The sequence below is a fragment of the Streptomyces sp. NPDC054887 genome, assembly GCF_053610585.1.
Genome location: NZ_JBSGYQ010000022.1, coordinates 25,530 through 39,596, shown reverse-complemented (window position 1 = coordinate 39,596; position 14,067 = coordinate 25,530). Strand labels below are relative to the sequence as shown.

The window sequence follows — 14,067 nt, the reverse complement described above, 5'->3', positions numbered from 1 at the left end:
TCTCAGCCCTTCACCTTCAGGCCGCGCTTCTTCAGCTCGGAGACGGTCGCCTCGTGACCGGCCCTCACGGCGTCGGCTATCGTCGCGCCGTCGTCGGCAACCTTGCCGAACTGGTCCTTCATGACCGTGTTGGTGGTGCCGGTGCTCGGACCCCAGGCCCAGCCGGGCGTGATCGAGGAGCCGGCGCCCTCGAACACCTGGTAGATGTCCTGGCCGCCGAAGTAGGTCGCGTCGAAGGCCGCCTTGGCCGCCGGGCGCAGTTCCGCCGCCGCCGGGAAGGCGCTCGACGTACCCGAGGCGATCCGGGCCTCGACGCCGTCCTCGGTCGTCGTCATCCACCGGGCGAACTCGACCGCCGCCTCGGTCTTCTCGCTGTCCTTGGTCACGGCGAAGGTGGAACCGCCGAGCATGCCGCTCGCCGGCTTCCCGTCCCAGGACGGCATCGGCGCGACGGCCCACTTGCCGCTCTGCTCGGGCAGGGTGCCCGTCAGCACGCCCGCGCCCCAGGACGCTCCGAGGTAACCGACGGTGCCCCCGCTCTTGAGGGAGTTGGTCCACTCGGGGCTGAAGGAGGCGTTGTTGTGGACGAGGTCGTCGTCCAGGAGCCCCTGCCAGTACGCCGAGACCTTCTTCGTGGCGGAGTCGGTCGTGTCGACCTTCCAGGTGTCGCCCTCGGCCTTGAACCACCGCGCTCCGGCCTGCCAGGCCATCGCCTGGAAGGTGGACGGGTCGTCGGGGAAGAAGGTCCCGATGCGCGCCTTCTTGTCGGCCTTCTTCACCTGCTCGGCGGCCTCGCGGAACTCGTCCCACGTCTTGGGGACTTCGACGCCGTACTTCTCGAACAGGTCCTTGCGGTAGTAGAACGCCTGCGGCGATGCGTCGAAGGGGACGGCCCAGTTCTTGCCGCCGAGGGTGGTCAGCTCGACCGCCTGCGGCAGGAACTTCTTCTTCACGTCGTCGGTGAGGTGGGCGCTGATGTCCTGCACCGAGCCCTGGCTGACGAACTCGGGCAGCATCGGGTACTCGATGGAGACGAGGTCGGGGGCGTTGCCCGCCTTCACGGCGTTGGAGATCTTGGCGTAGCCGCCGGCGTTGCCGGAGGGGATCTCCTCGTACTTCACCCGGATGTTCTCGTGCGAGGCGTTGAAGGCGTCGACGACCTCCTTCGAGCCCTTGGCCCAGCCCCAGAAGGTGATCGAGACGGGCTTTCCGTCACTCCCCGGGGCTGCCTTCTTCTCGTCCGTGCCGCTGCCGCCGCAGGCCGTGAGAACGGCGAGGGCGGTGGCGGCGCCGACTATGACATGGGACGTTCTGTTCCAACTGGGGCTCACGGCACGGCTCCTGAACGGGCGGCGACATTGCGTTGGCCGTGATACTTGGGCCACCCGTGAGCGAAGTCAAGAGCGAAAGATTGATTGATCGAAAAAAGATCAGACCGTCCCGGCCCCGCAGGATGCCCGTACGCGCAGCTGCGGCAGCAGCGCCAGATGCCGCCGCGGCTCCTCCTCGCCCGCGCCCCGCCCCTGCCCGAGCCGCTCCACCAGCAGCCCGGCCGCCTGCCGCCCCACCTCGCGCTTCGGTGGTGCCACCGCCGTCAGTGGCGTGTCGGCGAGCGCCGCCACCTCGTCGTCGTACGCGATCAGGGCCAGGTCCTGCGGCACCCGGACGCCCAACTCCGCGAGCCGCTGCGCCACCTGGATCGCGTCCACGTCGTTGTGGACGAGCGCGGCCGTCGCCGCCCCCGACGCGACCGCCGCCCGCAGCGCCTGCACCGCCGCCTCGAAGCGGTCCGGACGCACTTCCGCCGGTACGGAGTCGATCACCTCGTGCGGCGCCCGCACCCCCATGACGCCGAGCGCGTCCGCGTACCCCGAACGCACCGCGAGAGCCGTGGGGGAGTCGTCGCGCGCCATCAGCAGCGGCGCCCCGTGCCCCAGCTCCATCAGGTGGCGCACGGCCAGCAGCACCCCGTGCCGGTGGTCGGAGCAGACCCGGTCGATCCCGTCCAGCGCCGACCCGGCCGCCGGCTGCCGCTCCAGCAGCACGGTGGGCACCGGCAGCGAGGCGATCCAGTCGCCGTACGCCGCCGGGTCGCCCGGCCGCCGCCACCCCGGCGCCACCAGCAGCCCCTCGGCCCCCGCCGCGAGCAGCCCCTCGGTGCGGGCCTGGTCCTCCTCCGGGCGGTAGTCCGAGATGCGCAGGATCAGCCGCGCCCCGGCCCGCGCCGCGGCCTCGTGCGCGCCCCGGATGACCTCGGCGAAGTAGTACGTCGCCGAGGGGGCCAGCATGCCGAGCACCGCGCCGCCCGCGCCCCCGCCCGGCGCGGCCGCCGCGCCGCCCGGCTCGCGCGGCCACGACACCGACCCGTGCACCCGGTCGAGCAGCCCCCGCCCGGCCAGTTCCTCCACGTCCCGGCGCGCCGTGACGGGGGAGACGCCCAGCAGGCCGGCGAGATCGGAGACGCGGGCCGAGCCCCGTTCCCGTACCAGGCCCAGCAGTCGGTCGTGACGGTCAGCAGCACTCTCGCGCACGGCGGCAGTCCCCCTCGCAGTGTGTGGCACGGCAATCATGAATCGTGATCGAACGATAGAAGTTTCGATCATTCAACCGCAACGCATTGACCTTCGATCAGTCCAGGTCCTAGATTCCGGCGACGGAGCAGGACAGCCTTCAGGGGAGCATCATGCCGTTCGGACACCGCGACGACTGGGTGGCGACGGCGGACCGGCTCCTGCTGGCCGTCCGCCCCCACGCGTCCCCGCGCCACGCGCTCGTCAACCTGCCGGGCTTTCGCCCCAGTTGCTCCGGCCCGCGCTCCGACGGCCTCGAAGGCTACGCCCGTACGTTCCTGCTCGCGGCCCTCCGCGTCGCCGGCGAGGGCGGCCGCGACCCCCTGGGCCATCTCGCCCGCTACGCCGAAGGTCTCGCCGCCGGCACCGAACACCCCGTACCGGGAAGCGCTTCGACCGCCGAGGCGCCCGAGTCCTGGCCGCTGACGGCCGACGTGCGCCAGGCCGTCGTCGAGTCCGCCTCCGTGGCCCTCGCCCTGCGCCTCACCCGCCCCTGGCTCTGGGACGCGCTCGACGAGCGCACCCGCGCCCGCGCCGTCGACTGGCTGCTGCCCGCCCTCGACCCGTCCCCCGTCGACAACAACTGGTGGCTCTTCGGCCTCACCGTCGCCGGATTCCTCCAGGACATCGGTGTCGAGACCGACCGCGCCCGCGCCACCGTCGACCGCTCCCTCGCGCGCGTCGAGGAATGGCACCTCGGCGACGGCTGGTACAGCGACGGCCCGAACCGCGCCTTCGACCACTACAACGCCTGGGCCCTGCACTTCTATCCCGTCCTGCACGCCCACCTCGCCGGCGACCGCCCACTCCTCGACCGCTACGGCCCCCGGCTGCACGCCCAACTCGAAGCGCACACAAGGATGTTCGACGCCAACGGCGCGCCCATGCCGTACGGCCGCTCCCTCACCTACCGCTTCGCCGCCGCGGCCGCGCCCTGGCTCGGCGCGCTCACCGGTCATACGCCGCTGACCCCCGGCGCCACCCGCCGCCTCGCCTCCGGCGCCCTGCGGTACTTCCTCGACCGGGGCGCGGTCGACGACCGGGGGCTGCTGACGCCGGGCTGGCACGGCCGCTACGAGCCGGTCGTCCAGCACTACTCCGGCCCAGCCTCCCCGTACTGGGCCGCCAAGGGCTTCCTCGGTCTGCTGCTCCCCGCCGACCACCCGGTGTGGACGGACCCCGAAGAGCCGCTGCCCGTGGAGAACGGCGACGCGGTGACCGCCCTCGGCCCGCCGAACCTGCTCATCCAGGCCACGGCGGCCGACGGCCTCGTACGCCTCCACAACCACGGCAGCAACCACGTCGGCCCGGACGACGACCCCCATTACGCCCGCTTCGCCTACTCGACCCGCACCGGCCCGACCCACGACAGCGCGGACAACCACTTCGCGCTGCTCATCGACGGCGCGTGGACCCGGCGGGGCCCCGCGGAACCCCTGGCCCACGGCCCCGGCTGGGCCGCCTCCGCGCACACCCCCGCCCCCGGCGTCCGCGTCGTGTCCGCCACCGCCGCCCACGGCCGCGCCGAACTCCGCGCCCATCTCGTCACCGGCGCACCGCAGGGCACCCCCGTACGCCAGACCGGCTGGGCCACCGAAGAGGAACCGGCGGGAAAGCCCGAGCCGCCCCGCACCCACCCGACGGCCCCGCTCCCGTCCGGCGGCGAAGGGGGCACCCCGCGACACGCCCGCCCGACCGCCCAGCTCCACCCCGTGCACGGCTACACCGGCGCGAGCGAATCACCCACCGGCGCGACCCTGGCCGCGCCCCGCACCCGTACCGCGGCCCTCGACGGCCGCACCGGGGCGGGCGACTCGCTCTTCGTCGCCCTGGCCTCCCTGACCGCCGAACCGGCCCCGTCACCCGCCGGCACCCTGGCCGCCGTCCGGATCACCGGCCGCACCGTCCACGTGACCTGGGCGGACGGCTCGACCACCGCGGTGTGCCTGGACTACTGAGGCCCGTACTTGCGGCCCGTCCTGGACGTGACGCCGCCCAGCAGGCCGCGCGGCGCCAGCTTCACCGCGCCCATCAGCGCCTTGTACCGGGGGTCCGGCACCGAGACCGTCTTCCCGCGCGCCAGATCGGCCATCGCCGCGGCCACCAGCTTGTCCGCGTCCAGCCACATCCAGCCGGGGATGTTGTCCGTCCCCATCCCGGCCCGCTCGTGGAACTCCGTGCGCACGAAGCCCGGGCACAGCGCCATCAGCCGCACCCCGCTCCCCGCCAGGTCTCGCGCCGCGCCCTGCGTGAACTGCACGACCCACGCCTTCGAGGCCCCGTACGTCCCGCGCGGCACGAAGGCCGCGACCGACGCCACGTTGACGACGCCGCCCCGCCCGCGGTCCTTCATCCCCGATGCGGCCGCCGCCGTCAGCCGCAGGACCGCCTCGCAGTGCACCTTCAGCATGGTCAGCTCGTCGGCCATGGACACCTCCAGGAAGCGTCCCTTGTTGCCGAACCCGGCGTTGTTGACCAGCAGGTCGACCGGATGCCTGCGGTCCGACAGCCGCGCCTCGACCGAGGCGATGCCCGCCTCCGTCGACAGGTCGGCGGTCAGCACCTCCGCCTCGATGCCGTGCAGGTCGTGCAGTTCTGTCGCCTGCTCCTGGAGCCGCTCGGTGTCGCGGGCCACCAGCACCAGGTTGTGCCCGTCCGTGGCGAGGCGCCGCGCGAAGGCGGCGCCGATGCCCGCGGTCGCTCCCGTAATCAGTGCAGTCGTCATGCGGGGCACGTTAGTGCCCCGCGGATCCCGCCCGCCCGCCAGGTTTCGCCTCCGATGACTGTCGGGTGACGTACTTGCGCGCCGCCGCCAGCGCCTCCGGGTGCAGCGCGTCCCCGGCCGCCAGGGTGCGCGGCAGCAGCTCGCGTTCCGTCGTCTCCGACCTGAACTGCACGCTCACGGTGACGTCGTGGTCCGGCCGGTGCACGATCTCGACGGCGTCGCCCGCCCGTATCTCACCCGGCTCGATCACCCGCAGGTACGCCCCGGGCGCGGCCCGCCGCGTGAAGCGCCTGACCCAGCCCTTCTCGCCGAGCGCGCTCGCGAACGTACGGCACGGGATGCGGCCGCAAGTGACCTCCAGCACCAAGTCGGCCCCGACGCGCCAGCGTTCACCGATGAGCGCGCCGTTCACGTCGACCCCGAGGGTGGTGAGGTTCTCCCCGAACGCCCCGTTGGCGAGCGGGCGCCCGAGCTCGCGTTCCCATTCGTCGAGGTCCTCGCGGGCGAAGGCGTACACGGCCTGGTCGTTCCCGCCGTGGTGGCGCGTGTCGCACACGGCGTCCCCGGCCAGACCGCTCCCGCCGACCCCCTTGGGTCCGGGCGCCGCCACCCGTACGGGTCCGTCGGCCGGCCGTTTGTTCAGGCCGGTCGTGCCACTCGGCGAGTCGGTGTAATCGACGGCCTCGGGACGGCCGAGGTTGACGCTCAGAAGCTGCATGAGCGAACGCTAACCGGCTTCGCCTCAAAGTCGCCCTGGATTAATCCACGTCGCACCCAAGCCGCGCTTATGCTTGAAGGGTGATCGAAGCCCGCCATCTCCGTGTCCTGCGCGCCGTGGCCGCCACCGGCTCCTTCTCGGCCGCCGCGCGGGAGCTCGGCTGCACGCAGCCCGCCGTCAGCCAGCAGATGAAGGCCCTCGAACACTCCGCGGGGACCCCGCTCCTCATCCGTACGGGCCGCGAGATGCGCCTCACCCAGGCGGGAGAGGTCCTCGTCCGGCACGCCGCGGGCATCCTGGCCGGGCTGACCGCCGCCGAGGAGGAGGTCGCCGCCATCGCGGGCCTGCGGGCCGGACGCGTGCGCCTGGTGTCGTTCCCCAGCGGCAGCTCGACCCTCGTCCCCACCGCGCTGGCCGCCCTGCGCGCGGCCCACCCCGGGACCCGGGTGTCGCTGGTCGACGCGGAGCCCCCGCGCTCGGTCGAGATGCTGCGTGAGGGCGACTGCGACGTGGCGCTCGCCTTCCGTTACGGGCCCGGCGGGACCGCCGAGGACTGGGACGACCTGGTCGTACGCCCGCTGCTGACCGACCGCCTCGTCGGCCTGGTCCCGGAGGGGCACCGGCTCGCGGACGCCGGCCGGGTCGGCATCGGGGAGCTGGCCGACGAGCCGTGGATCGCGGGCTGCCCACGCTGCCGCAGGCAATTGGTCGAGGTGTGCGAGAGCGCGGGCTTCGTGCCGCGCATCGATTTCGCGACCGACGACTATCCGGCCGTGATCGGCCTGGTCGGCGCCGGGATGGGGGTGGCGGTGCTGCCCGAGCTTGCGATGGAGTCGGTACGCCCCAAGGGCGCGCGCACCGTGGCGGTGGAGCCCGCCGTACGGCGCGAGATCGTGGCGCTCACGCTTCCGGACCTGGCGCAGGTGCCGGCGGTCGCGGCCACCCTCGACCAGCTCGCGCTGGCCGCGGCGCGCTGAGAGCGGTGGCCCCGTGCTGAGCGGGGTCCGATGCAGAAACGTTCCTTCGGGGACTAGGGATCCGGGGTGCCGGCGGGCCCCGACGACGCGGCGATGAGGCGGGTGCGCGCCCGGCCCATCAGTTCCTCGCGCTCGTCCTCGGTCAGGCCGCCCCACACGCCGTAGGGCTCACGCACCGCCAGCGCGTGAGCCGCGCACTCGGCGCGTACCGGGCACCTCATGCAGACCTCCTTAGCCGAGTTCTCACGCGCACTCCGCGCCGCGCCCCGCTCTCCCTCCGGATGAAAGAAGAGCGAGCTGTCCACTCCGCGGCACGCCGCGAGCAGCTGCCAGTCCCACAGGTCGGCGTTGGGTCCGGGAAGGCGGGAGAAATCTGCCATTGCTTGTCCCCTTGCGTCGATGCATCGAGAGCGTCTGGACCGTGAGTTGGCGTCTACTTGTGGAAGTAGATGTAAATATGACTCATTGCGAATCTAGCCACAGACACCAGCAAAACGGAAGAAAAGGCGCTAAATGGGGCATAGCTTTACTTAGGGGGCATGGCGACCCCCGATGCGCTTCTGTGCGACCGGGCCCTCACGTAGAGTGCTGATGGCGCCCGTCCGACCCGTAACTCTTTCGAGTGACCGTCGTTGAGAGTGCGAGGCGGTTGAAAGCACAAGCGATCGGGCAAGTGTCCGAGAGCGTCAATCGCACAGGTGACGAATATGTACCAGCCTGGAGGCTCAAGGTGACGCGCAGCAGCTGTGAGAGTCGCGGAGGACATTCATGACATCCGTCCTCGTCTGCGACGACTCCCCGCTTGCCCGAGAGGCGCTCCGCCGCGCGGTCGCGACCGTGCCCGGCGTCGAGCGCGTGACGACAGCGGCCAACGGCGAGGAAGTCCTCCGCCGCTGGGGCGCCGACCGCTCGGACCTGATTCTGATGGACGTACGCATGCCCGGTCTGGGCGGCGTCGAGACGGTGCGCCGGCTGCTCTCGGCGGACCCGGGCGCCCGGATCATCATGCTCACGGTCGCCGAGGACCTGGACGGTGTCGCGCTCGCGGTGGCCGCCGGTGCCCGCGGCTACCTGCACAAGGACGCCTCGCGCGCCGAGCTGCGGGCCACCGTCACGCAGGCGCTCGCCGACCCGACCTGGCGGCTCGCCCCCCGCCGGCTGCGGTCCGCGGAGATGGGGGCGGCCCCGACGCTCACCGCGCGTGAGATCCAGGTGCTCGAAGGCATGAGCCACGGACGCTCCAACGCGGAGATCGGCCGCGAGCTGTTCCTCTCCGAGGACACGGTCAAGACGCACGCCCGGCGGCTCTTCAAGAAGCTCGGCGCCTCGGACCGGGCGCACGCGGTCGCGCTCGGATTCCGCTGGGGCCTGGTCCGATAGGACCGGCCGGTGCGCTCCCGCGCGGGTGTCTCGATCCCCGTCCGCTCCCCGGCGGACGGGGTGGCGGACGCCCGTGCCCCTTTCCGCCGCCGATGCCGCATCCTTGAGGGGTGGAGTTCCTCGGGGACGATTCGGCCGAGCGGGAGGGGAGGGCTCAGAGAATGAGTTCCGGCGTACCTGCTCATAACGCTTCGGTGCACAACTACGGGCGCGGTGCCGCGGATGCCTCGGCGCCAAGGCACCATGGACCGATGCGCGACGACGAGACGACGGTGATCGGTGCACTCGTCCGCCGTGCGGTCGAGGGCGACGAGCAGGCGACGCACGACCTGCTGGCGCGCGTCCACCCGCTGGCGCTGCGGTACTGCCGCACCCGGCTGAACCGGCTGCCCGGTGATGCCCGTCACTTCGTGGAGGACCTGGCGCAGGAGGTCTGCGTGGCGGTCCTGATGGCCCTGCCCCGCTACAAGGACACCGGCAGGCCGTTCGAAGCCTTCGTCTTCGCCATCGCCGCCCACAAGGTCGCCGACCTCCAGCGCGCCGCGATGCGGCACCCCGGATCGACCGCCGTGCCGTCCGACGAGATGCCGGAGCGGCCCGACGACTCCCTGGGCCCCGAGGAGCGGGCGCTGCTCAGCAGCGACGCCGAGTGGGCGAAGAAACTTCTGGCCAATCTTCCGCAGGCGCAGCGCGAGCTGCTGGTGCTGCGGGTCGCGGTCGGGCTGACCGCGGAGGAGACCGGACAGATGCTGGGCATGTCCCCCGGTGCCGTACGGGTCGCGCAGCACCGCGCGCTCAGCCGCCTGCGGGCCCTCGCCGGACAGTAGCCGGACCCCCGGGCCCGTGCCCCCGTCCGTAGGAACGCACGAATTCGGCAGGTGATCTTGCTCGTGGAATGAGACACCGCACGATCCCGTTAGCATGGACATCCGCGCCGAGCAAGACCATTTGGGAAGGTGTCAGGCATGACTGCCAACGTCGACGGAGTGCCCGAGAAGTTCGCGATGCTCGGGCTGACCTACGACGACGTGCTGCTGCTGCCCGGCGCGTCGGACATGGCACCCGACCAGATCGACACCTCCTCGTACATCTCGAAGAACGTACGGGTGAACGTCCCGCTGCTGTCCGCCGCGATGGACAAGGTCACCGAGTCCCGCATGGCCATCGCCATGGCCCGTCAGGGCGGCGTCGGCGTGCTGCACCGCAACCTCTCGATCGCCGACCAGGCCAACCAGGTCGACCTCGTGAAGCGCTCCGAGTCCGGCATGGTGACCGACCCGATCACCGTGCGCCCGGACACCACGCTCGGCGAGGCCGACGAGCTGTGCGCGAAGTTCCGTATCAGCGGCGTGCCGGTGACCGACCCGGCGGGCAAGCTGCTCGGCATCGTCACCAACCGCGACATGGCCTTCGAGACAGACCGCTCCCGCCAGGTCCGCGAGATCATGACGCCGATGCCGCTGGTCACGGGCAAGGTCGGCATCTCCCGCGTCGACGCGGTCCAGCTGCTGCGCCGCCACAAGATCGAGAAGCTGCCGCTGGTCGACAACGCCGGCATCCTCAAGGGCCTCATCACGGTCAAGGACTTCGTCAAGGCCGAGAAGTACCCGAACGCCGCCAAGGACGCCGAGGGCCGGCTGCTCGTCGGCGCGGCCGTGGGCGTCGCGGGTGACGCGTACGAGCGCGCCCAGGCGCTCATCGAGGCGGGCGTCGACTTCATCGTCGTCGACACCGCCCACGGTCACTCCCGGCTCGTCGGCGACATGGTCGCCAAGATCAAGTCGAACTCCACGGTCGACGTCATCGGCGGCAACGTCGCCACCCGCGACGGCGCCCAGGCGCTCATCGACGCCGGCTGCGACGGCATCAAGGTCGGCGTCGGCCCCGGTTCCATCTGCACCACCCGCGTCGTCGCCGGCATCGGCGTGCCGCAGGTCACCGCGATCTACGAGGCGTCGCTCGCCGCCAAGGCGGCCGGCGTGCCGGTCATCGGCGACGGCGGCCTCCAGTACTCCGGCGACATCGCTAAGGCCATCGTCGCGGGCGCCGACACGGTGATGCTCGGCTCGCTGCTCGCGGGCTGCGAGGAGTCGCCCGGCGAGCTCCTCTTCATCAACGGCAAGCAGTTCAAGTCGTACCGCGGCATGGGCTCGCTGGGCGCCATGCAGTCCCGCGGCCAGGCCAAGTCGTACTCCAAGGACCGCTACTTCCAGGAGGGCGTCGGCGCCGACGACAAGCTCGTGCCCGAGGGCATCGAGGGCCAGGTGCCCTACCGGGGTCCGCTCGCCGCCGTCGTGCACCAGCTCGCGGGCGGCCTGCGTCAGTCGATGTTCTATGTCGGCGGCCGGACGATTCCGGAGCTTCAGCAGAACGGCCGGTTCGTACGGATCACCTCGGCGGGCCTCAAGGAGAGCCACCCGCACGACATCCAGATGACGGTAGAGGCGCCGAACTACAGCAGGAAGTAACCTCGCACGTACACGCTGAGGGGCGGCCCCGGATTTCCCGGGGCCGCCCCTGTCGTGTGTGTCGGGGATACTGGAGCGGCATACCAAGAGGGAAAGGCCACACACGTGACTGAGATCGAGATCGGGCGCGGCAAGCGCGGCCGCAGGGCGTACGCGTTCGACGACATCGCCATCGTGCCGAGCCGGCGCACCCGGGACCCGAAGGAGGTCTCGATCGCCTGGCAGATCGACGCCTATCGTTTCGAGCTGCCGTTCCTGGCCGCTCCGATGGACTCCGTCGTCTCCCCGCAGACCGCCATCCGCATCGGCGAGCTGGGCGGTCTCGGCGTACTGAACCTCGAAGGTCTGTGGACCCGGTACGAGGACCCGGAGCCGCTGCTCCAGGAGATCGCGGAGCTCGACGACGAGGCCGCGACCCGCCGCCTCCAGGAGATCTACGCCGCTCCCATCCAGGCGGACCTGATCGGGCAGCGCATCAAGGAGGTGCGCGACTCGGGCGTCGTCACCGCCGCCGCGCTGTCTCCGCAGCGCACGGCCGAGTTCTCCAAGGCCGTCGTGGACGCCGGTGTCGACATCTTCGTGATCCGCGGGACCACGGTCTCCGCCGAGCACGTGTCGGGCGCCGCCGAGCCGCTCAACCTCAAGCAGTTCATCTACGAGCTGGACGTCCCGGTCATCGTGGGCGGCTGCGCCACGTACACCGCCGCGCTGCACCTGATGCGTACGGGCGCGGCCGGCGTCCTCGTCGGCTTCGGCGGCGGCGCCGCGCACACCACCCGCAACGTGCTGGGCATCCAGGTCCCGATGGCCACCGCCGTCGCCGACGTGGCCGCGGCGCGCCGCGACTACATGGACGAGTCCGGCGGCCGGTACGTGCACGTCATCGCCGACGGCGGCGTGGGCTGGTCCGGCGACCTGCCGAAGGCCATCGCCTGCGGCGCGGACGCCGTGATGATGGGCTCCCCGCTGGCCCGCGCGACGGACGCGCCCGGCCGCGGCCACCACTGGGGCATGGAGGCCGTCCACGAGGACGTGCCGCGCGGCAAGCGCATGGACCTGGGCGCGGTCGGCACGACCGAGGAGATCCTCCTCGGCCCGTCGCACACCCCGGACGGTTCGATGAACCTGTTCGGCGCGCTGCGCCGCTCGATGGCCACGACCGGCTACAGCGAGCTCAAGGAGTTCCAGCGCGTCGAGGTCACGGTCTCCCCGGCCGAGCACAAGCGCTGACGCGCCCGTGTCACTACGCGAAGGGGCCCGGACCGCGGTGTGACGCCGTGGTGCGGGCCCCTTCGCGCGTGGTCGGCGGCGTCAGGCCGCGGACTTCTTGGCGGCCGAGAAGGCGGCGTACGCGCCTATGGCGAGGAAGAGGAAGGTCATCGGGCCCGCCTCCTCCTTCCAGACGGACGTGAGCTGCTGGAACTCCTGGAAGAGGATCTCCGTCACGCCGATGTGGAGCGCCTCGGCGAGGACGATCGCGAAGCCGAGCAGCTGGCCGCAGTAGACCGCGCCGAGCGAGAGGATCGCGCTCACCACCGGCAGGGCGGGGTTGGCGCCGCCGGCCTTGCCGGCCGCCAGGCCGACGAGGTAGCCGACGGCGACCGCCGCGAAACCGATCTGGTAGTCGGTGGCGCCGATGATGCCGCCGTAGATGCCGCCGGTGACCAGCGCGGCGGCGAAGGCCGCCGCGACGCCGAGGACGACGTTGTCGCGCGCCGGGGCCGGGGCGGGGGCCTGCGGGTAGGCGTGGTCGGCGAACGGGTTGCCGGACGGCGGCGGCGGTACGGACTGGCTCATGGTGAGAATCCCCCCCAAGGGATGTGGTGCACCGTGGATGCGCACGGACGTGCGACAAGTGACGCCGAACGCTAGCAGTGCCGTACGACACCGCACCTTCGAGTTCCGGGCATTGCCATGGGCTCAGAGCCGGTGGGTGGCCCCCGTCGGGGAGGCGCCGCGCGTGTCGAGCAGGAGCTGCGCCTTCACCGCGAGGGCCTGGAGGTCGTACGTGCGGTGGTTCTGGAGCAGCACCGTCAGGTCCGCGTTGGCGGCCGCCTCGTAGAGGGAGTCGACGCGGGGGACCGGGACGTCGCGGACGCGCCAGTCGGGGACGTGCGGGTCGTGGTAGCCGACCTGCGCGCCCAGGTCCATCAGGCGGGTGGCGATCTCCTGGGCGGGGGAGTTCTGCTGGTCGGCCAGGTCGGGCTTGTAGGTGACGCCGAGCAGCAGGACGCGGGCGCCGCGGGCGGACTTGCCGTGCTCGTTGAGGAGCGTGGCGCAGCGCTGGATGACGTACTGCGGCATGCGGTCGTTGATCTCCTGCGCGAGCCCGACCATGCGCAGGGGGTGGCCGGGGGTGCCGCCGCTGTGCGGGATGTAGTTGGGGTCGACGGGGACGCCGTGGCCGCCGACGCCCGGTCCCGGGCGGAACGCCTGGAAGCCGAACGGCTTGGTCTCGGCGCAGCGGATGACGTCCCACAGGTCGACGCCGAGGTCGTGGCACAGGACGGCCATCTCGTTGACCAGGGCGATGTTGACGTGCCGGTAGTTCGTCTCCAGTACGCCGACGGTCTCCGCCTCGCGCGGTCCGCGCGCGCGGACCACCTTGTCGGTGAGGCGCCCGTAGAAGGCGGCTGCCGACTCGGTGCACGCGGGGGTGAGGCCGCCGATGACCTGCGGGGTGTTGGCGTGACGGTGCTGCCGGCTGCCCGGATCCACCCGACTGGGGGAGTAGGCGAGGTGGAAGTCCCGGCCCGCGCGGAGCCCGGAGCCCTCTTCGAGGATGGGGCGCAGGAATTCTTCCGTGGTGCCGGGGTAGGCGGCGGATTCGAGCAGCACGGTGGTGTGCGGGCGCAGTCGCGCCGCCAGGATCCTGGCGGCGTCGCCGACGTGGCTCAGGTCGAGCGTACGGTCGGCGCCGAGCGGGGTGGGGGCACAGATGACGGCGGTACGGACCCGGCCCAGTTCGGCCGGGGTTTTGACGGTGCGGAAGCCCCCGGCCAGCATGCGGCGCAGGTCGGCGGCGGTGAGGGAGCCGTCGCCCGGGGCGCGCCCGGCGGCGAGGTCCGTGAGGCGTCCGGGGTCGGTGTCGTAGCCGATGGTGTCGATGCCGGAGGCGACCGCGGCCTGGGCGAGGGGCAGGCCGAGATGGCCGAGTCCGATGACGGCGAGATCTGCGGGCATGGCGGTGGGCCGTCCTTCCCAATAGCCGGAGGGGAGGCAACGCGCA

General features: G+C 72.0%; 13 protein-coding genes. 6 read left to right on the top strand and 7 right to left on the bottom strand.

The window, feature by feature from the left end:
- Positions 1-2: 2 nt before the first annotated feature.
- Both ACWGH0_RS14980 and ACWGH0_RS14975 read right to left on the bottom strand, forming a co-directional pair.
- Positions 3-1,331: an ABC transporter substrate-binding protein gene (locus ACWGH0_RS14980; protein WP_453404577.1), complete on the bottom strand. Its 1,329-nt coding sequence runs from the start codon at positions 1,329-1,331 to the stop codon at positions 3-5.
- Positions 1,332-1,430: 99 nt separating this feature from the next.
- Positions 1,431-2,531 (bottom strand): substrate-binding domain-containing protein, encoded by a 1,101-nt coding sequence (locus ACWGH0_RS14975; RefSeq protein ID WP_453404576.1) that lies wholly within the window; start codon positions 2,529-2,531, stop codon positions 1,431-1,433.
- Between the two features lie 152 nt (positions 2,532-2,683).
- Between ACWGH0_RS14975 and ACWGH0_RS14970 the strand changes: the two genes are divergently transcribed.
- The gene (locus tag ACWGH0_RS14970; RefSeq protein ID WP_453404575.1) at positions 2,684-4,528 is read left to right on the top strand and encodes a DUF2264 domain-containing protein; all 1,845 of its coding nucleotides are present in this window, start codon (positions 2,684-2,686) and stop codon (positions 4,526-4,528) included.
- Here ACWGH0_RS14970 and ACWGH0_RS14965 read toward each other — a convergent pair.
- Positions 4,522-5,295: an SDR family NAD(P)-dependent oxidoreductase gene (locus ACWGH0_RS14965; RefSeq protein WP_453404574.1), complete on the bottom strand. Its 774-nt coding sequence runs from the start codon at positions 5,293-5,295 to the stop codon at positions 4,522-4,524. The genes ACWGH0_RS14970 and ACWGH0_RS14965 overlap by 7 nt on opposite strands.
- Before the next feature lie 10 nt (positions 5,296-5,305).
- The gene (locus ACWGH0_RS14960) at positions 5,306-6,013 is read right to left on the bottom strand and encodes an MOSC domain-containing protein (protein ID WP_453404573.1); all 708 of its coding nucleotides are present in this window, start codon (positions 6,011-6,013) and stop codon (positions 5,306-5,308) included.
- An 80-nt stretch (positions 6,014-6,093) separates the two neighbouring features.
- On the opposite strand from ACWGH0_RS14960, the gene ACWGH0_RS14955 reads away from it, so the two are divergent.
- Entirely contained in the window at positions 6,094-6,990 is an 897-nt protein-coding gene (locus ACWGH0_RS14955; protein ID WP_453404572.1) for a LysR family transcriptional regulator, read from the top strand.
- A 53-nt stretch (positions 6,991-7,043) separates the two neighbouring features.
- Here ACWGH0_RS14955 and ACWGH0_RS14950 read toward each other — a convergent pair whose 3' ends face one another.
- Complete coding sequence (locus ACWGH0_RS14950) at positions 7,044-7,370, bottom strand: WhiB family transcriptional regulator (RefSeq protein ID WP_138896198.1); 327 nt, start codon at positions 7,368-7,370, stop codon at positions 7,044-7,046.
- Between the two features lie 388 nt (positions 7,371-7,758).
- Between ACWGH0_RS14950 and ACWGH0_RS14945 the strand changes: the two genes are divergently transcribed.
- The 4 genes from ACWGH0_RS14945 to ACWGH0_RS14930 all read left to right on the top strand — a co-directional run bounded on the left by ACWGH0_RS14945 (position 7,759) and on the right by ACWGH0_RS14930 (position 12,068).
- The gene (locus ACWGH0_RS14945) at positions 7,759-8,370 is read left to right on the top strand and encodes a response regulator transcription factor (protein WP_003948568.1); all 612 of its coding nucleotides are present in this window, start codon (positions 7,759-7,761) and stop codon (positions 8,368-8,370) included.
- Positions 8,371-8,621: 251 nt separating this feature from the next.
- Positions 8,622-9,197, top strand: coding sequence for a sigma-70 family RNA polymerase sigma factor (locus tag ACWGH0_RS14940; protein ID WP_138896199.1), 576 nt, complete (start codon positions 8,622-8,624; stop codon positions 9,195-9,197).
- Between the two features lie 138 nt (positions 9,198-9,335).
- Positions 9,336-10,838: an IMP dehydrogenase gene (gene guaB / locus ACWGH0_RS14935; RefSeq protein ID WP_453404571.1), complete on the top strand. Its 1,503-nt coding sequence runs from the start codon at positions 9,336-9,338 to the stop codon at positions 10,836-10,838.
- A gap of 105 nt (positions 10,839-10,943) precedes the next feature.
- Positions 10,944-12,068, top strand: coding sequence for a GuaB3 family IMP dehydrogenase-related protein (locus ACWGH0_RS14930; protein ID WP_453404570.1), 1,125 nt, complete (start codon positions 10,944-10,946; stop codon positions 12,066-12,068).
- Between the two features lie 81 nt (positions 12,069-12,149).
- Here ACWGH0_RS14930 and ACWGH0_RS14925 read toward each other — a convergent pair whose 3' ends face one another.
- Positions 12,150-12,635 (bottom strand): hypothetical protein, encoded by a 486-nt coding sequence (locus ACWGH0_RS14925; RefSeq protein ID WP_453404569.1) that lies wholly within the window; start codon positions 12,633-12,635, stop codon positions 12,150-12,152.
- A gap of 123 nt (positions 12,636-12,758) precedes the next feature.
- Complete coding sequence (locus ACWGH0_RS14920; protein ID WP_453404568.1) at positions 12,759-14,021, bottom strand: nucleotide sugar dehydrogenase; 1,263 nt, start codon at positions 14,019-14,021, stop codon at positions 12,759-12,761.
- Between the last annotated feature and the right edge of the window lie 46 nt (positions 14,022-14,067).